The 17,126-nt window shown below is 66.3% G+C and carries 19 protein-coding genes; 11 read left to right on the forward strand and 8 right to left on the reverse strand.

What is annotated here, in order from left to right; genetic code table 11:
- Position 1 precedes the first annotated feature (1 nt).
- Together OKA11_RS04935 and OKA11_RS04940 are read right to left on the reverse strand one after the other, a co-directional pair.
- Complete coding sequence (locus OKA11_RS04935) at positions 2–748, reverse strand: 7-carboxy-7-deazaguanine synthase QueE (RefSeq protein WP_267219107.1); 747 nt, start codon at positions 746–748, stop codon at positions 2–4.
- A gap of 390 nt (positions 749–1,138) precedes the next feature.
- A complete protein-coding gene (locus OKA11_RS04940) occupies positions 1,139–3,784 on the reverse strand; it encodes a valine--tRNA ligase (protein ID WP_267219108.1) in 2,646 nt (881 codons plus the stop codon).
- A 175-nt stretch (positions 3,785–3,959) separates the two neighbouring features.
- On the opposite strand from OKA11_RS04940, the gene OKA11_RS04945 reads away from it, so the two are divergent.
- The 5 genes from OKA11_RS04945 to OKA11_RS04965 all read left to right on the forward strand — a co-directional run bounded on the left by OKA11_RS04945 (position 3,960) and on the right by OKA11_RS04965 (position 8,432).
- Complete coding sequence (locus OKA11_RS04945) at positions 3,960–5,075, forward strand: ABC transporter permease (RefSeq protein ID WP_267219109.1); 1,116 nt, start codon at positions 3,960–3,962, stop codon at positions 5,073–5,075.
- Complete coding sequence (locus OKA11_RS04950) at positions 5,072–5,950, forward strand: ABC transporter ATP-binding protein (protein ID WP_267219110.1); 879 nt, start codon at positions 5,072–5,074, stop codon at positions 5,948–5,950. The genes OKA11_RS04945 and OKA11_RS04950 overlap by 4 nt, the downstream gene beginning before the upstream one ends.
- Before the next feature lie 9 nt (positions 5,951–5,959).
- Positions 5,960–6,898, forward strand: a complete 939-nt coding sequence (locus OKA11_RS04955; protein ID WP_267219111.1) for an MlaD family protein — start codon at positions 5,960–5,962, stop codon at positions 6,896–6,898.
- 11 nt (positions 6,899–6,909) lie between these two features.
- Positions 6,910–7,554, forward strand: coding sequence for an ABC-type transport auxiliary lipoprotein family protein (locus tag OKA11_RS04960; protein WP_323748300.1), 645 nt, complete (start codon positions 6,910–6,912; stop codon positions 7,552–7,554).
- Between the two features lie 323 nt (positions 7,555–7,877).
- Positions 7,878–8,432 (forward strand): outer membrane protein, encoded by a 555-nt coding sequence (locus OKA11_RS04965; RefSeq protein WP_267219112.1) that lies wholly within the window; start codon positions 7,878–7,880, stop codon positions 8,430–8,432.
- 123 nt (positions 8,433–8,555) lie between these two features.
- Here the strand turns inward: OKA11_RS04965 and OKA11_RS04970 are convergent, their stop codons facing one another.
- The 6 genes from OKA11_RS04970 to crcB are packed head-to-tail and all read right to left on the reverse strand — an operon-like array spanning position 8,556 to position 12,431.
- Positions 8,556–9,248 carry an ATP12 family chaperone protein gene (locus tag OKA11_RS04970; RefSeq protein WP_267219113.1) on the reverse strand — a complete coding sequence of 231 codons (693 nt, stop codon included), beginning with the start codon at positions 9,246–9,248 and terminating at the stop codon, positions 8,556–8,558.
- 13 nt (positions 9,249–9,261) lie between these two features.
- On the reverse strand, positions 9,262–9,477 hold the full coding sequence (locus OKA11_RS04975) for a hypothetical protein (RefSeq protein ID WP_267219114.1): 216 nt from the start codon (positions 9,475–9,477) through the stop codon (positions 9,262–9,264).
- Complete coding sequence (locus OKA11_RS04980; protein WP_267219115.1) at positions 9,474–10,124, reverse strand: HAD-IA family hydrolase; 651 nt, start codon at positions 10,122–10,124, stop codon at positions 9,474–9,476. The genes OKA11_RS04975 and OKA11_RS04980 overlap by 4 nt, the downstream gene beginning before the upstream one ends.
- Entirely contained in the window at positions 10,121–10,723 is a 603-nt protein-coding gene (locus OKA11_RS04985; protein ID WP_267219116.1) for an FMN-binding negative transcriptional regulator, read from the reverse strand. The genes OKA11_RS04980 and OKA11_RS04985 overlap by 4 nt, the downstream gene beginning before the upstream one ends.
- On the reverse strand, positions 10,723–12,027 hold the full coding sequence (locus tag OKA11_RS04990; protein ID WP_267219117.1) for an RluA family pseudouridine synthase: 1,305 nt from the start codon (positions 12,025–12,027) through the stop codon (positions 10,723–10,725). The genes OKA11_RS04985 and OKA11_RS04990 overlap by 1 nt, the downstream gene beginning before the upstream one ends.
- Positions 12,024–12,431, reverse strand: a complete 408-nt coding sequence (gene crcB, locus OKA11_RS04995) for a fluoride efflux transporter CrcB (protein ID WP_267219118.1) — start codon at positions 12,429–12,431, stop codon at positions 12,024–12,026. The genes OKA11_RS04990 and crcB overlap by 4 nt, the downstream gene beginning before the upstream one ends.
- A 153-nt stretch (positions 12,432–12,584) precedes the next feature.
- Between crcB and OKA11_RS05000 the strand changes: the two genes are divergently transcribed.
- The 6 genes from OKA11_RS05000 (at position 12,585) to gatA (ending at position 17,038) form a co-directional block, all read left to right on the forward strand.
- On the forward strand, positions 12,585–13,280 hold the full coding sequence (locus OKA11_RS05000) for a hypothetical protein (RefSeq protein WP_267219119.1): 696 nt from the start codon (positions 12,585–12,587) through the stop codon (positions 13,278–13,280).
- A 230-nt stretch (positions 13,281–13,510) separates the two neighbouring features.
- Positions 13,511–13,717, forward strand: coding sequence for a 30S ribosomal protein S21 (rpsU, locus tag OKA11_RS05005; protein WP_132386556.1), 207 nt, complete (start codon positions 13,511–13,513; stop codon positions 13,715–13,717).
- A 326-nt stretch (positions 13,718–14,043) separates the two neighbouring features.
- On the forward strand, positions 14,044–14,595 hold the full coding sequence (locus OKA11_RS05010) for an FKBP-type peptidyl-prolyl cis-trans isomerase (RefSeq protein WP_267219120.1): 552 nt from the start codon (positions 14,044–14,046) through the stop codon (positions 14,593–14,595).
- A gap of 11 nt (positions 14,596–14,606) precedes the next feature.
- Complete coding sequence (locus tag OKA11_RS05015) at positions 14,607–15,125, forward strand: FKBP-type peptidyl-prolyl cis-trans isomerase (protein WP_267219121.1); 519 nt, start codon at positions 14,607–14,609, stop codon at positions 15,123–15,125.
- Positions 15,126–15,248: 123 nt separating this feature from the next.
- Positions 15,249–15,551, forward strand: a complete 303-nt coding sequence (gene gatC, locus OKA11_RS05020) for an Asp-tRNA(Asn)/Glu-tRNA(Gln) amidotransferase subunit GatC (RefSeq protein ID WP_021234714.1) — start codon at positions 15,249–15,251, stop codon at positions 15,549–15,551.
- The gene (gene gatA, locus OKA11_RS05025) at positions 15,551–17,038 is read left to right on the forward strand and encodes an Asp-tRNA(Asn)/Glu-tRNA(Gln) amidotransferase subunit GatA (RefSeq protein ID WP_267219122.1); all 1,488 of its coding nucleotides are present in this window, start codon (positions 15,551–15,553) and stop codon (positions 17,036–17,038) included. Before gatC ends, gatA begins: the two co-directional genes overlap by 1 nt.
- Positions 17,039–17,126: the final 88 nt, after the last annotated feature.

The following is a 17,126-nucleotide window of genomic DNA, read 5'->3' on the forward strand; positions in this document are numbered from 1 at the left end:
CTTACGTGCCCCGCGTATCGCCCCAGATGTGGATGTGCAGGCGGTCGGTGAAGCGATAGCCTTCCTGCGTGCAGATGTCCGAGAGCCAAGGCGACCTCTGCCGGATGACATCGCTGGAGCGGCCCTCCGGCATCAGGAATATCCGCTCTGCGGGGATATTGTAGCGCGCCTTGAGGGCGCGGACTTCGTCGACGTCGGCAGGTTCCGCAATCACGAATTTGAAGTAGGCCCGCGGATCGGCGGACCATGCCTCGAGCCGTTCGGGCACCAGTGCCAGTTCCGCCGGGTTGCCGCTGTGCGACAGCTTGGGGCTGACATTGTACTGCTGCACCCGCGCATCGAGCGCGGCGTGCGGCGCGACCGATCCGTTGGTCTCGATCTCCACATGCATCCCCGGCCGTGCCTCGTCGAGCGCCGCCAGCATCCGGGCGAGTTGCGCGCCCTGAAGCAGGGGTTCGCCGCCGGTGATGACGAGGCGATCGGGCGGAAGGTCCGCCACCATCTGCGCCACTTCCGCCTCTTCGGCCATGACCTGGTTGGCCTTGCGCTCGAAGGCCAGATCGTCGCGGTGGAAGCGGTTATCGCCAGTGAAGCGCCAGGTATACGCGGTGTCGCACCACTGGCAGGCGAGGTTGCAGCGCGACAGCCGCACGAAGGTGCTTGGCCGCCCCATGCTGGCGCCTTCGCCCTGAAGCGAGGCGAACACTTCAGGTTCGCCGGGAGTGGTGGTGGCAAGCGCAAGCGTCACGGGTGGTCTCGAATGCAAGGTTACGGTTTGGAGGGGTGAGGTTGACACAGTTTACACGGTCCAGAGGGAAAAGTGTCACCTTGTGTCGAGGGTGTCACCTTGTGGCTGGTATCGTGGCGAAAGGGCAGGGTGGTCACGCGCGCGAACGTGTCAGATGTGCGGAGACTAGGAAAACGAAAAAGAGAAGTCCTGGGGCCCTTCGACAAACTCAGGAGATCCCCCAGACCCTCGGAATGCCTGCGTCGCGCCCTGTCTGGCCGTTTTGCGCCCACTGAGAGCCGGGAGACAAAATAGCCTGCCGCGGCAAGGAGCGCACTGCGAGGCTGCGCGCGTGCCCCAGACGGTATTGGGGTGCAGGGGGTGTTGACCCCCTGCTCAACCCTTACTTCTTCAACCCAGTCGTGCCAGTGCGGCCGCCAGACGCTCGGCTTCGGCCGAGTGGTGCGCATGGTCGGCGCGGGCCTTGTCGATCGCTTCGGGCTTGGCCTTCTCGACGAAGGCCGGGTTGCCCAGACGCTTGTCGAGCGAGTCCCGCTCCTTGACCGAAGCGGCCATGGCCTTTTCGAGGCGCGCCTTCTCGGCGGCGATGTCGATCACGCCTTCGAGCGGGATCGCCAGCGTCGCATCGCCTGCGCCCACCTGCATGGCGGCGCCGGCCGGAGCAGCCTCGAAGTGGATCGCGTCGAGGCGGGCCAGACGGTCGATCACGGTGCCGTTGCGGCCGATCACCGCGCGGGTCGCGTCCGAGGGATCGGCGACATAGGCGGTCAGGCGTGCGCCCGGCGCGATGCCGAGTTCGGACTTGGCGCCGCGCAAGTTGCCGATCAGTGCGATCAGCCATTCGACTTCGGCCTTGGCCTCGGCGTCCACCGAGGCTTCCGGCGCGGGCCAGGCTGCGACGATCAGATCCTGATCGCGGGCGCCCATCTTGCTCCACAGCTCTTCGGTGACGAAGGGCATGAAGGGGTGGAGCATGACGAGGATCTGGTCGAGCACCCAGCCGGCGACGGCCTTGGTCTCTTCGTCGAAGTTGCCCTTGATCAGTTCGATGTACCAGTCGCAGAACTGGTTCCACACGAAGTGGTAGATCGCGTTGGCAGCCGCATCGAAGCGCAAGTCGGCCATGGCCTTGTCCAGCGCGGCAACGGTTTCGACGACTTCGCCGATGATCCACGTGTTGACCGCCGTGGTCGCCTTGGGAGCGGCCAGCGAAGTGCTGGCGACGATGCCGTTGGACTGGCAGAAGCGCGCGGCATTCCACAGCTTCGTGGCGAAGTTGCGGTACCCCTCGACGCGCTTTTCATCCATCTTCACGTCGCGGCCCTGGCTCTCCATGGCGGCCATGAAGAAGCGCAGCGCGTCGGCGCCGTACTTGTCGATCAGGCCGAGCGGATCGACCACGTTGCCCTTGGACTTCGACATCTTCTGGCCGTCGGCAGCGCGCACCAGCCCATGGAGGTAGAGCCGCTTCCACGGCACTTCCTTCATGAAGTGAATGCCCTGCATCGCCATGCGCGCATCCCAGAAGAACAGGATGTCGAAGCCGGAGACGAGCAGGTCGTTCGGATAGTGCTTCTTCAGCAGCGGCGCGTCTTCATCGGGCCAGCCGAGCGTGGCGAAAGGCCAGAGCGCGGAGGAGAACCAGGTGTCGAGGACGTCGTTGTCGCGCGTCAGCTTCTTGTTGCCGGCCTGCGCCTGTGCCTCTTCCTCGGTCTCGGCCACGAAGATCTCGCCGTCTTCGGTGTACCACGCCGGGATGCGGTGGCCCCACCAGAGCTGGCGGGACACGCACCAGGGCTGGATGTTTTCCATCCAGTTGAAGAAGGTCTTTTCCCAGGTCTTGGGAACGATCTCGATCGCGCCGGAGCGAACGGCTTCCATCGGCGGGCCGGCCAGCGTCTGCGCATCGACGTACCACTGATCGGTCAGCCAGGGTTCGATCACCACGCCGCTGCGGTCGCCGAACGGGGTCTGGATCACGCGGTCCTCGACCTTTTCCAGCAACCCGTCGTCTTCCAGGAAGGCGACGATCGCCTTGCGCGCCTCGAACCGGTCCATGCCGATGAACTGCGCGGGCACGAGGCCGTCCTGCGTCTGGCAAACATGGGCATCGGCATCGAGCATGTTGAGCATGTCGGCGGGCTTGAAGCCTGCACGCTTGCCAACCTCGAAGTCGTTGAAGTCATGACCCGGGGTGATCTTCACCGCGCCCGAGCCCAGTTCGGGATCGGCGTGCTCGTCCGCGACGATGGGAATCTCGCGGCCGGTCAGCGGCAGGGTCACGGTAGCGCCGCGCGCCAGCAGGCCCTTGTAACGCTCGTCCTCGGGATTAACCGCGACGGCCATGTCGGCCAGCATCGTCTCCGGGCGGGTGGTGGCGACGTGGATGTGGCCGGAACCGTCCGAAAGCGGATACTTGATGTGCCAGAAGTGGCCGTTGGTCTCGCGCGTCTCGACCTCGAGGTCGGAAATGGCGGTGCGGAACTTGGGGTCCCAGTTCACCAGGCGCTTGTCGCGATAGATCAGGCCCTGCTTGTGCAGGTCCACGAAGACCTTCACCACGGCCTTGGTGAAGTGCGGATCCATCGTGAACTGCTCGCGGCTCCAGTCCATCGAGCAGCCGAGGCGGCGCAGCTGGCCGGTGATGGTGCCGCCGGATTCGGCCTTCCACTCCCAGACCTTGTCGATGAACGCCTCGCGCGTGTAGTTGGCGCGCTTGTCGCCCTTGGCTTCCATCTGGCGCTCGACCACCATCTGGGTGGCGATCCCCGCATGGTCGGTGCCGACCACCCAGAGTGCGTCCTTGCCCTTCAGGCGTTCGTGACGGATCACGATGTCCTGCAGCGTGTTGTCCAGCGCGTGGCCGATGTGGAGCGATCCGGTGACGTTCGGCGGCGGGTTGACGATGGTGAACGGCTGCGCGTCGGTGCGCTCGGGGCGGAACAGCCCTTCGCTTTCCCAATGGTGGTACCACTTCGCCTCGATCTGGGCGGGGTCGAAGGTCTTGTCGAGAGCGGCTTCTGGCGTGTCGGTCATGGCGCGGGGCTTTGCCAGCGCGGCGTCTCGCGCGCAAGTGCGCGTAGGGATTGCCGGCGCCGCTGCCATCAAATTGCCACGGACTATTCCCAGGCAGTCCCTTGCAAAATCAACAATCCGCCGCACCCGGGGAACCCCTTGCCGGTACAGGCATTTTCCCCCAATACGAGCGCACATGCGGGAATGGGCTGAATTCACTCTGTCGGGAAGCGACCAAGGCGGTGTCCACACGGTGGCGCTGAAGGGGCCGCTGTGCGTCCATTCGCTGGGCAACCTCGACGGCAAGCTGGCGGCCTGCGGCGGTCCGGTCGAGCGGATCGACATGTCCGGCGTCACCGACATCGACACGACCGGCGCCTGGCTGGTCAAGCGCTTCGCGGACGAGCATCACCTTGAAATCGTGGGCCAGAGCGAGGCGGCGGACCGGCTGTTCGCCGCCGTCGGCCGGGTGCCGGAGGAAGCCGCCGAAGTGCCTAAGGGGGCGGGGCTGCTGCTGCGCACGGTGGCCGAATTCGGCGATGTCGTGGTCAATTGGGGCAAGGGCTTCACCAAGTCGATCGGATTTCTCGGTGAACTGATCCTCGCCTTGGGCGGCGTGATCCGCCATCCCTCGCGGCTGCGCGGCACCGCGCTGGTGTTCCACATGCAGCATGTGGGCATCAACTCGCTGTGGATCATCGGCCTGATGAGCTTCCTGATCGGCATCGTCATCGCCCAGCAGGGCGCGGTGCAGCTCGCACAGTTCGGGGCCGAGATCTACACGATCAACCTCACCGGCCGCCTCGCCATGCGTGAACTGGGCATCCTGATGACTGCGATCATGGTCGCGGGCCGGTCGGGATCGGCCTTCGCGGCGCAGATCGGCACGATGAAGCTGACCGAGGAAGTGGACGCCATGCGCACGATCGGCGTCTCGCCGATGCAGGCGCTGGTGGTGCCGCGAGTGCTGGCGGCGATGCTGATGATGCCGCTGCTCGGCTTCTACGCCACGGTCCTGGCGATCATCGGCGGCGCCTTCATCGCCAATTTCGCGCTCGACATTCCCTTCCTCACCTTCCTTCAGCGCACGCAGGAAGTGGTGCCGACGACCGACATCTGGGTCGGTCTGCTCAAGGCGCCGGTCTTTGCGCTGATCGTGGCGCTGGCGGGCTGCTACCAGGGCATGCAGGTGACCTCCAATGCCGAGGAGGTGGGCGGGCGCACCACCCAGGCGGTGGTGACGGCGATCTTCACCGTCATCGTGCTCGATGCCTTCTTCGCGATCTTCTTCACCAAGATCGGCTGGAAATGACCGACCTTTCAAGCGATTACGAAGGCGAATATCCGATCGTCGTTGAAGGGCTGGTCAATGCCTTCGACGGCTTCGTGGTGCATCAGGACTTGTCGCTGAAGGTCCGTAAGGGCGAGATTCTCGGCGTCGTCGGCGGCTCGGGCACGGGCAAGTCGGTACTCATGCGCTCGATCATCGGGCTGCAGCAGCCGGAAGCGGGCGAGATCACCGTGCTGGGCCACAAGATGGGCGAATCCACCGACGAGGAAGGTATTGACCTGCGCTCGCGCTGGGGTGTGCTGTTCCAGGGCGGGGCGCTGTTCTCGACCCTGACCGTGGGCGAGAACGTGGAAGTTCCCCTCAAGCAGTTCTTCCCCGAGATCGCCGATGCGCTGCGCGCGGACATCGCGCGCTTCAAGGTGCGCCTCGCCGGCCTGCCCGAAGAGGCGGCGGCGAAGTATCCCAGCGAGCTTTCGGGCGGGATGAAAAAGCGCGCCGGCCTCGCCCGGGCGCTGGCGCTCGATCCCGAACTGCTGTTCCTCGACGAGCCGACCGCCGGGTTGGACCCGATCGGTGCCGATGCTTTCGACCGGCTGACGCGCGGGCTTGCGGATACGCTGGGGCTCACCGTGTTCCTGATCACCCACGACCTCGATACCCTGCACGCGATCTGCGACCGGGTCGCGGTGCTGGCGGACAAGAAGGTGATCGCCGTGGGCACCATTCCCGAGCTTCTCGCGCTCGACCATCCGTGGATCCAGGAATATTTCAACGGCCCGCGCGGCCGTGCGGCGCTGGGCGCCAAGGACCAGACTTCGAACGACAGCACTGCGGAGGCGAGAGTCCCCGCGCTACACGATAATTCCGGCGCCTCGTCGGGTGAGCCGGAGGCATAGGGCAGCAGCATGGAAACACGGGCCAATCATGTCTGGGTCGGGGCGGTCACGCTGATACTGCTGGCGGCGCTGGCGGCGTTCATCATCTGGATCGCCCGTATCAACGAGACCGCGCGCAACGAATACGACATCTTCTTCAAGCAGTCCGTCGACGGACTGGCGAGGGGGTCGGGTGTCGATTACGCGGGCGTTCCGGTGGGGCAGATCAAGGAAATCGAACTCTGGCCGCAGGACCCCAGCTTCGTGCGCGTGCGCATCCGGGTCGACCAGAAAGTGCCGGTGACGGAGGGCACCACCGCGACGATCCAGGGCAGCTTCACGGGCGTGTCCGACATCCAGCTCGAAGGCGCGGTCAAGGGCGCGCCGCTGCTGACCGAGCCGGGGCCGGAAGGCGTGCCGGTGATTCCGACGAAGCGGGGCGGCCTGGGCGAAATCCTCTCCAACGCGCCGCTGCTGCTGGAGCGCCTGGCCACGCTGACCGAGAACCTCAACCTGCTGCTTTCGGACGAGAACCGTAAGTCTCTCACCGGGATTCTCAAGAACACCGACAAGATGACCCGGGATCTCTCTGCCGCTTCGCCGGAAGTGCGCAAGACCCTGGTTCAGCTCCAGGGAACGCTCGACCAGGCGACCAAGACGCTGGCCGCATTCGAGGGCGTTGCCGGCAAGGCGGACAACCTGCTGGGCGATCAGGGCAATTCTCTGGCCGACCAGCTGCGCAAGACGCTCGCCTCGGCGCAGAGGTCGATGGACACGCTCGACCAGACCCTGCAGCACGCGCAGCCCGCCTTCGACAAGGTCTCGGGTGAGACGCTGCCGGCTGCTGAAGCCGCGATCCGCGATCTCCAGGCCACCAGCAGGGCGCTGCGGGCCGTCACCGAGAAGATCGACGAACAGGGCGCCGGTGCGCTGCTCAAGGGGCAGAAGCTGCCCACCTACAAGCCTTGAACGGGCAAGCCATGAAGAGGCTCGAGATGCGAACCGCCAAGATGATCGGAAACACGGTGCCGGGGATGAAAGCGGCGACGGGCGCGCTGCTGCTGACGGCCTGCCTGGCGCTGCCCGGCTGCATCAGCCTGGCGGCCAAGCCGCCCGAGCAGCTGATCCGCCTCACAAGCGAGGAAACCGCACCGGCAGGGGCCCAGGTGAGCAGCCAGCTGGCCGATGCCATCGTCGTCGCCGATCCCGAGGCCGATCGCAGCCTCGATGTCCTGCGGGTGCCGGTCAAGGTCGATGCCTCGGGCCTGTCTTATCTCAAGGACGCCGTCTGGACCGAAAAGCCGACCCGGCAGATGCGGACCCTGCTGGCCGAGACACTGCGGGCGCGCACCGGCAAGCTGGTGGTGGAAGGCATCGGCTACGAGGTGTCCGGCAAGACGCTGATAGGCGGCCGCCTGCTCGACATGGGTTATGATGCGCCTACCCGTTCGGTCGTCGTGCGGTTCGACGCCATTCGCACGGAGCGCGGCGGACCGATCACCACGCGCCGGTTCGAGGCGCGGGTGGCCGATGTGAAGCCTGAGGCGTCCAAGGTGGGGCCGGCGCTGAATCAGGCGGCCAACGACGTGGCAAGGCAGGTTGCCGACTGGGTCAAGGCGCAATGAATGTGCGCTCACGGGAAATTAAGTAATTAATGACAGCGTTTGTTATGATGCTTTGATTTCTCAAAAGCCTCTTTGATATTCTATTTATTCAATTCGAATATTCTTGACAGGTGATTGTCCGGTTTGTGACGGCGGCTGGGATGGCCCATGTTTGCAGGCTTTTTTCAGGCCCGGCCAATGGCCGCCTGTGGCGGTTCTGCAACGCCAGCGCCTTGCGGGATCATAAGTCAACTATCTGACATTGCCTGAAATTTCTGCGCCTGTATCCGCCGCACCTCTTCGCACAGGGGTGCGGGGGCAAGAACAAGATTGCAGGAGTTTCCATGAAGAAGATCGCCATCGCGGCCACCGCCGCGCTGTTCGCCATTCCGGCTGCCGCCAACGCACAGGCATACGTGCAGGCCCAGACCGGCCTCGACAGCGTGTCGGTCGATGGCGGTTCGTCGGAAGGCCTCACTTATGGCGTGGCCGCAGGCTACGACATCCAGGCCCGTGACGCGCTGTTCTTCGGTATCCAGGCCAGCGTTTCGGACAGCACCACCAAGGACTGCGTGCGCGATGTCGCCGTCACGGACGACAAGCTCTGCGTGCGTTCGGGCCGTGACCTTGCGGCCGTTGCCCGCATCGGCACCAACGTCGGCGAGACCACCAAGCTCTACCTGCTGGGCGGCTACACCAATGCGCGGGTTCGCGTGACCTACAACGACGGCACCAACAAGGACAGCGCCGGCACCAACCTCGACGGTTACCGCATCGGCGCCGGCTTCGAGCACGACTTCGGCGGCAACCTGTTCGGCAAGGTCGAGTACAACTACTCGAACTACGAGCATGGCTTCAGCCGCCACTACGCGCTGGCCGGGTTCGGCGTGAAGTTCTGATCTTTCGCGCGCAGGCGGCCTCGCGACCCGGCCGCGTGCGTTGCAGGGAGGCCCGTCCTGGCATTTGCCGGGGCGGGCTTTTTCCGTTTCAGCAGGGACTTTTCCCCTGCTCCCGCGTTTCCGTCAGCGCGCCAGGTTGGCGAAGCGGATGGCCAGCTTGAAGGCCTCGAACCGTGCCGCGCGGCGTTCGGCGGCCTCCCAGTCCTCGCCCCAGAGTTCGACCTGCCAGTCTTCCTCCAGGTTGGCGGCCTTCCACAGCGCTTCGGCATCGGCGCCGGGCTCGACCGCGGCGAGGGCGATCGTCAGCGAGGCGGCCAGGCTCGACAGCATGCGCAGCGCCGCCAGCGCGAAGGCATCCTGCTTGGCAAGAATGGCTTCGAGACGGGCGAGGGTCTCTGGCGGGACCGGCTTGTGGAGAATGCCCGAGACGCGCGGAAACGCGAGGCCATGGCGCGCCTCGATCCCGGCCAGCAGCGGCTCCCAGACGGCCAGCTGGCGCTGGTAGAGCGCATCCTCGGGATCGGCGCGGTAGCACAGCGTGTCGGTTTCGGCGTAAGGCAGGATCTCACGCAGGGCGAGCGCGGGATCGCCGACCATCGCGTCGAGCGCGAAGTCGGCAAGGTCGCGCAGCGGGAAGGTCGCGGTGTCGATCTCCTCGCCCTGGGCCGCCCATTCGGCGCCGAGCGCTTCCGCCATGGTCATGGTGGGCAGGACTTGCGGGCGGCCGCCGGCGGTCTTGATGCCGCGTCCGTCGAGCAGAACGCGCCAGCCGCCGTCCTGCGGGGCCTGGGTGACTTCCTTGTAGAAACGCTTCACGGGGGAATTCCGGTTACCTGGGGCTGCGCCACTTGCGCGCCAAGAGGCGGGGGATGACAAAGACGCCGATCATGCCACTGAGGATGAGCACGTAGCCGAGCCAGAGCGGCGCGCTCAGCTTGTTCGCGCCGATGGCGAGCCCGCCGACGACGCAGGCGACACCGAACAGGCGCACCAGTTGCATGACGATCCAGCGGGACCGGGCGGGATCCTTGGCGGCCGAGGTCATGCGAGGAGGTGCTCCAGCAGTTGCTGCGGGGTTTCGAAGACCTTTTCGGCCCCGGCGGCGATCAGTTCCTCGGGATGGTGGTAGCCCCAGTCGACGCCGATCGCGCGGGAGCCGGCATTGGCGGCCATCCTGATGTCGTAGACGGTGTCGCCGATCATCACCGTCTCGCCCGGCCTTGCGCCGGCATCGTCCATGGCTTCCTCCAGCATCGCCGGGTGCGGCTTGGAGGGGTGCCGGTCGGCGGTCTGGAGGGTGACGAAGAGGTCCTTGATGCCGTTCGCCTCGAGGCAGAACGACAGGCCCCGGTCGGACATGCCGGTGGCAACGCCCAGCGTCCACCCGGCGGCCTGGAGGCCGCGCAGCACATCGGCGATGCCCGGGAACAGCGGCTGCGAGACGCGGCCCTCGCTGCGGGCCTGCCGGAAGGCGAGCTTGTAGGCGTCGGCCATGGCGTGCTGCTGCGCCTCGTCGCTGTCCGGCAGCAGCTGGCGCATGGCTTGCGGCAGCGACAGCCCGACGGCGCGGCGGATCAGCCCGCGCGAGGGGGCGGGAAGGCTGAACTCGGCAAACACCGCCTCCATGGCCTCGCAGATCGGGGCCTGCCCATCGACGAGCGTGCCGTCGCAATCGAAGACGGCGAATTTCATCCGACCAGATCCCTCATGAGTTGCGCCATCGCGCGCGAACCTTCGGATTCGAGCCCCAGCGCGACGCGTTCGCGTTCGTCGGCGGGCTTGTTCTGGGAAAGCTTGAAGGTCGGGCGCCAGGCCAGCACTTCCAGCTCGAAGCCGACGATCGCGGCCTTGAGTTTGGCAAGATGGCCGGGCGAGACCTTGTCCATGGTCCAGACTTCGCCCTGCGAGACGCGGGCTTCGTTGCGGGCAGAAAGGCCTTCGAGCAGGCCCGTCAGCCCCTCGTCGTCCATCCGGCGCACGCGGCCTTCCATTTCGACGCTGACGTAGTTCCACGTCGGCACTTGCTCGCTGCTTTCATACCAGCGCGGCGAGACATAGGCATCCGGCCCGTTCACCACCGCCAGCACGGTGGCGCCGGCGATATGGCGGGTGAGCGCATTGCCGCGCGCCAGATGGAACTGCACGGCGCCGTCCCCGGTCCACAGCAGCGGGGTATGGGCAACGCGCGGCCCGTCCGGCGTGGCGGCGAAGATCATGCCGAAGCCGACCTCCTCCATCAGCGCTTCGGCCATTGCACGATCGGCCGGACGGAACTGCGCGCTGGGGTGCATCAGCGCTTGCCGCGCGGCGCCGAGGGGCGTGAGCCGCCTGGACCGGAAGGCTTGCGCGGGCCGGACGGCTTGCGGGCGCCGGCAGGCTTGCCGGGGCCGGCTTTGCCAAGGCCGGGCTTGCCGGTCGCCTTGCGCGGACCAGCAGGTTTGCCACCCGGCTTGCCCGCCGACTTGCCGCTGGGCTTTCCGCGCGAGCCGGGGCGTTCCGAGGCGCCGTCGCGGCGCGAGCGACGCTCGCCGCGGCGTTCCTTGCGGTACTGCTTGGCGTGGGCCTTGGCGGCGCGCTTTTCGTCGTCCTTGGTGAACTCCGGCGCGCTTTCGGGCAGTTCGGCGCCGTCGGCTTCGTCGAAGCCGAGCGATTCCATCGAGTTGGCGAAGTGCTCGGGCAGCGGCGCGGTCACGTCCAGCGGGGCGCCGTCGGGATGCTCGATGATCAGGCGGCGGGCGTGGAGGTGCATCTTGCGGCTGATCGTGCCGGAAAGGAACGCTTCCTGGCCGCCATACTTGCCGTCACCGACGATCGGGTGGCCGATCGCCGCCATGTGGACGCGCAGCTGGTGGGTGCGGCCGGTCAGCGGGTGCAGTTCCACCCATGCGGCGCGGTTGCCCGCACGGTCGAGCACGCGGTAGCGGGTGCGGGCCGACTGGCCGCCTTCCTCGTCCACGTACATCTTCTCGCCGCCGGTGCCCGGCTGCTTGCCGATCGGCAGTTCGATCATGCCGTCGTTGATGCTGGGCACGCCGACCACCAGTGCCCAGTAGATCTTCTTGGCGCTGCGCCCGGAAAAGCGCTTGGAGAAGAACGCGGCGCTGCCCGGCGTGCGGGCGACGAGCAGGACGCCCGAGGTGTCCTTGTCGAGGCGGTGGACAAGCCGCGGGCGCGGGCCCTTGTCCGCGTAAGCGTCGAGCAGGCCGTCGACATGCTCCTTCATGCCCGAGCCACCTTGGGTGGCGAGGCCGGGGGGCTTGTTGAGCACGATGGCGGCGCGGTCCTGGGTCAGGACCATGGCGTCGGCACGCTCGATCTCTTCCTCGGTCAGTTCGCGGCGCGGGCGGGCGGCGCGCTGGCCGGGCTGCTGCTCGCCGCCGGGGGGCACGCGCAGCGTCTGCCCGGCGGTGAGGCGGGTGTCGACATCGGCGCGCTTGCCGTCGACGCGGATCTGGCCGGTGCGCGCCCAGCGCGAGACCATCGCGAAGCCGACTTGCGGCAGGTGGCGCTTGAACCAGCGGTCAAGGCGGACGCCTTCGTCGTCGTGACCGACGGTAAACTGGCGGACGATATCGGTATTCTCTGGGCGGCTCATGCGGCGCTCCTCATGATGGTAAGGCCGAGGAACAGCGCGCTAAGGCCGGCGGCCAGCGAAATCGCGACGTAAAACACGGCAAGCCCCGGTTGTCCGCGCTGGGCAAGCGCGACCGTATCGAGGCTGAAGGACGAAAACGTGGTGAAGCCCCCAAGCACGCCCACGCCGACAAGCAGGCGCAGGTTTTCCCCGCCGGGGGCCATGCGGCCGAGCCAGCCGGCGAGCAGACCCATGACAAGGCTGCCGACGATGTTCACCGTCAGCGTTCCGTAAGGGAACGCCAGGGCACGGGCGGGGCCGAGCACGACGGTCCAGGCATAGCCGACGCTGAAGCGCAGCCATGATCCGACCGCGCCGCCCAGCGCCACCAGGCCGGAGGCGAGGAGGAAGGATGGTTGGGGCATCACGCCGCCTTAGCCGCGAATGCGCGGTTTTCCAATCGTGGTGCGCACGTGGCCTGTGCGGCAGCGATAGTTGTGTGGCTTTTGAACGGTTCGCGGAACGGCCTCTCTATAATTGTCCTTGGGTGCGACCCCACTCCGCAAGGAGAAAAAACGATGCAAGTTTCATCCACGACCGGCGCGATGGGCGCCATGTTCAATCCCCGGCAGGATATGGACGACAAGATCTCCACGGCGCTCAGCAGCGGAACGATCTCCGACACCGATGCCAGCGCGCTGGAATCGGCACTCGATTCGATCGGCAGTTCGCTGTCTTCGGACAGCTCGGCGGCTTCGGGTAGCCGCCTCGATCCCTCGCAGATGAAGGATCGAATCAATTCGCTGATCGCGGATCAGGTGTCGTCGGGCACGTTGACGCAGGATCAGGCGAGCGAGTTGCAGTCCCTCTTTGCGCAGGGACCTTCGGGCGCCGTGACGGCCGATGCCTCGGCCGCGGCCGGCGACGATGCAGTGCTCGGCGGCGTGCAGGGCGGCAGTGGCGGCATGGGCGGCCCGCAGGGCGCCGGTGGCCCGCCTCCCGGTCCGCCGCCTTCGGGCGCGGTCGGCGGTGCCGAGGAAACCGACGAAACGGACGAAACGGACGAAACGGACGAAACCGATGAGACTGACGAGACGGATGATACCGATTCGACGGACGACACCGACGAGGCCGATTCCTCGAGCGAGGCGCGCGATGCGATTCTGGCCTTCCTCCAGAACCTGAAGGACGCGCAGGGCACTTCCAGTACCTATTCGGCTGCCGGCCTCGCCGAATCCACGCTGTCGGGCCTGATCGTCGATCAACTGGCCTGATTGGCTTAAATCGTGTAAAACTCCCTCCGGCGGGCCCTCGCTCCCGGCGGAGGGGGCTGCATCTGGCCTAAATGCGGCCAAGATTGCTTGCCTTGCGGGCCGGTTGGTGCTAGCGGCCCCCAACTTCGAGCCGACCTCGCAAGGGATTCGGCGAAATTCGTGTTTTCTCAAGGTACGTTCCGCGTCGGAATGCGGAAGTCGTGCTTTCGATTTGTGAGGTGTGTCGGTTTATGCAGATTCTCGTTCGCGACAACAACGTCGATCAGGCTCTCCGGGCTCTCAAGAAGAAGCTGCAGCGTGAAGGCGTTTACCGCGAAATGAAGCTGCGTCGCCACTTCGAGAAGCCCTCCGAAAAGCGTGCGCGTGAAAAGGCTGCTGCCGTTCGCCGCGCTCGCAAGCTGGAGCGCAAGCGTCTCGAGCGCGACGGCGTCAAGTAAGATACCCGTCGGATAGGGCGTGGGGTTTGTCCCCACGCCTTGTGCGGTGCCGGCCCGCTCCCCCACGCGACCGCGTTCGTGCTTGCCGATAACGGGCAAGTCTCGAAAGGTCGGGTGAGGGAGCGGGCCGATGTCGTGTCCGGCGCTGGTGTTTTTGTTGCGCGATTCAGGAAACGATTCGTGCAAGCGGTAACGCGGCTTAATCGCTTGCTGGTTGCGTTTTCCTGATCCATGAGGGCGCGGACGAATCCCGCGCCCTTTTGCGCATCCGTGCCTTGCGCGCGTATCGCAGCCGCTGGGCGCCACAAGATAACCAGGAAGGCTCCATGACAGAGATCACCCGCGTCCCGCTGCAGCCGGTTGCCAAGGGCGCCGTAGCCAAGATCTGGATCGGTGTTGCCGCGCTCGCGCTTGCCGGCGCCGGCATTGCTTACGCGACGCTGCCGCCTGCGGTCCATGTTTCGACGATCAAGGCCGGTTCGGGCGATTCGCCGACGCTCGATGACGTGGTGCTGATCAACTACAAGGGCACGCTGCCCGACGGTAAGGTCTTCGACCAGCAGAAGGGCGTGCCGATGGCGCTGGCGGAAGTCGTTCCCGGCTTCGGCAAGGCGCTGGTGAAGATGCAGCGCGGCGGCAAGTACGACGTCGAGATTCCGGCCGCGCTTGGTTACGGCGCCAAGGGTGCCGGGCCGATTCCGCCGAACACGGACCTGAAGTTCGAAATCGAACTGATCGACTTCAAGAGCCGCGCCGAGATCGAGCAGCAGCAGCGCATCCTCCAGCAGCTTCAGCAGATGCAGGCGCAGCAGGGCGGCGCGGCGGCAGGGGCGATGCCGGGTGGCGCGGCGCCCGATGCCGCTCCGGTCCAGCCCTGATCGCGCGCCCGGTGAAGATCGCTTCTCTCGCACTCGCTTCTCTGGCGGCGCTTGCGCTGCCGGTGGCGGCTCAGGCCGCCGCGAAGCCCGCTGCTCCGGCAGCCGCTCCGGCTCCGGCGGCTGCCGCTGCCGCGCCCAAGGTCACGCTCGAAACCGTGACCAAGGGTGAGGGCGCCAGCCCCGGCCGGGACGACTTCGTGCTGATCGCCTACAAGGGCATGCTCAAGGACGGCACCGTGTTCGACCAGTCGGACGCGACGCCGATGCCGGTGGGCGAAGTCGTGCCCGGCTTTGCCGATGGTCTTGTGCAGATGCAGCGCGGCGGGTCCTACCGGCTGACGATCCCTTCGGCGCTCGGCTACGGTGCGGAAGCTTCCGGACCGATCCCGGCCAATTCGGACCTCGTGTTCGAAGTCCAGCTGATCGACTGGAAGACCCGCGCCGAATTCGAGCAGATGATGGCGGCGGTTCAGGCCCAGCAGGAAGCGGCCGCTCCTGCCGATCCGCAGGCCCAGCAACCCAAACCATAAAGACGTCGGCGGCCCTTCGCGGGTCGCTCGATGCTTGAAGCAAGTCCGGCCGGGTGCTAGCGCCCCGGCCTGAACTTTCCGGTGCGCGGTTGCCGCGTGCCGGATTAATCGTGAAGGAAAGCCATGTCGGTCGATACCGCAACCGTTGCGAAGATCGCCAGCCTTGCCCGCATCAAGGTGAGCGAGGCTGAAATCGAGGCGATGGTCCCCGAACTCAACGGCATTCTCGCCTGGGTCGAGCAACTCGGCGAGGTCGACACTTCGCAAGTCGAGCCGATGACCGCCGTCATCCCCAATACGCTGCGCCTGCGCGACGACGTGATCGATGCCGATCCGCTGACCGGCGGCGACAAGCGCGATGCCGTCCTGGCCAATGCTCCCGCCGCTGAACACGGTTTCTTCGGCGTGCCCAAGGTGATCGAATAATGACTGATCTTACGGAACTTGGCGTCGCGCAGATCCGCGACGGCGTTGCAGGCGGCGACTTCACCGCCGTCGAATTGGCCGAGGCTTTCAACGCCAATGTCGCCGCCGCGCAGGAAGCGCTGAACGCCTTCATCATCGCCACGCCGGAAAAGGCCGTTGAAGCCGCTGCGGCCACCGACGCCAAGCGTGCGCGCGGTGAAGCGCTGGGCAAGATGGGCGGCGTGCCGATCGGCATGAAGGACCTCTTCGCGACGTTCGACGTGCAGACCACGGCCGCCAGCCACATGCTGGAAGGCTTCAAGCCGCAGTACGAATCGACCGTCTCGCAGAAGCTCTGGGATGCCGGTGCAGGCATGCTGGGCAAGCTCAACCTTGACCAGTTCGCCATGGGCTCGTCGAACGAGACCAGCTATTTCGGCAACGTGATCAGCCCGTGGAAGCGCAGCGATGGCGGCAATGCCGCGCTCGCGCCCGGCGGTTCCTCGGGCGGGTCCTCGGCCGCGCTGGCCGCGCGCCTCTGCCCGGCGGCGACCGGCACCGACACCGGCGGCTCGATCCGCCAGCCTGCTGCGTTCACCGGCACCACCGGCATCAAGCCGACTTATGGCCGCTGCTCGCGCTGGGGCGTCGTCGCCTTCGCCAGCTCGCTGGACCAGGCCGGCCCGATGGCCCGCTCGGTGCAGGACTGCGCGATCATGCTTGAGGCCATGGCCGGTTTCGACGCCAAGGATTCGACCAGCCTCGATCTTCCGGTGCCGAACTGGGAAGCCGCGCTCTCGGGCGACATGAAGGGCAAGAAGGTCGGCATTCCGAAGGAATACCGCGTCGATGGCCTGGATGACGATGTCGCCAAGTCGTGGGATGACGGCATCGCCTGGCTGAAGGATGCGGGCGCGGAGATCGTCGAGATCTCGCTGCCGCACACCAAGTACGCGCTGCCGACCTACTACATCATCGCGCCCGCCGAAGCCTCGTCGAACCTCGCGCGCTATGACGGCGTGCGCTACGGCCTGCGCGATCTGCCGGACGGTGCGAACCTTCAGGACATGTACGCCGCCACCCGCGCCGCCGGTTTCGGCCCCGAGGTGAAGCGCCGCATCCTGATCGGCACCTACGTGCTCTCGGCCGGTTTCTACGACGCCTACTACACGCAGGCCCAGAAGGTCCGCGCGCTGATCGCGCAGGACTTCGCGCAGGCCTTCGAGCAGTGCGACGTGATCCTCGCGCCGACCGCGCCGAGCGCGGCTTTCGGCCTTGGCGAGAACGTCGACGATCCGCTGAAGATGTACCTTAACGACGTCTTCGCGGTGCCGGCCTCGCTTGCGGGTCTTCCGGCGATGTCGGTTCCCGCCGGCCTCAACCGCGAAGGTCTGCCGCTGGGGCTTCAGGTCATCGGCAAGGCTTTCGACGAACAGGGCGTGCTGAACGCTGGTCTCGCGCTTGAACAGCGCGCGCAGTTCGCGGCCAAGCCGGAGAAGTGGTGGTAAGCTGGTCGTCTCTCTTCGAACTGGTCGTCGGCGTCGCGCAGATGCTGGGCGACCGGGTACCGAAACGGAGGGACGATCGACCCGCTCG

The sequence above is a fragment of the Novosphingobium clariflavum genome, assembly GCF_026420865.1.
GTDB classification, from domain to species: Bacteria; Pseudomonadota; Alphaproteobacteria; order Sphingomonadales; family Sphingomonadaceae; genus Novosphingobium; species Novosphingobium clariflavum.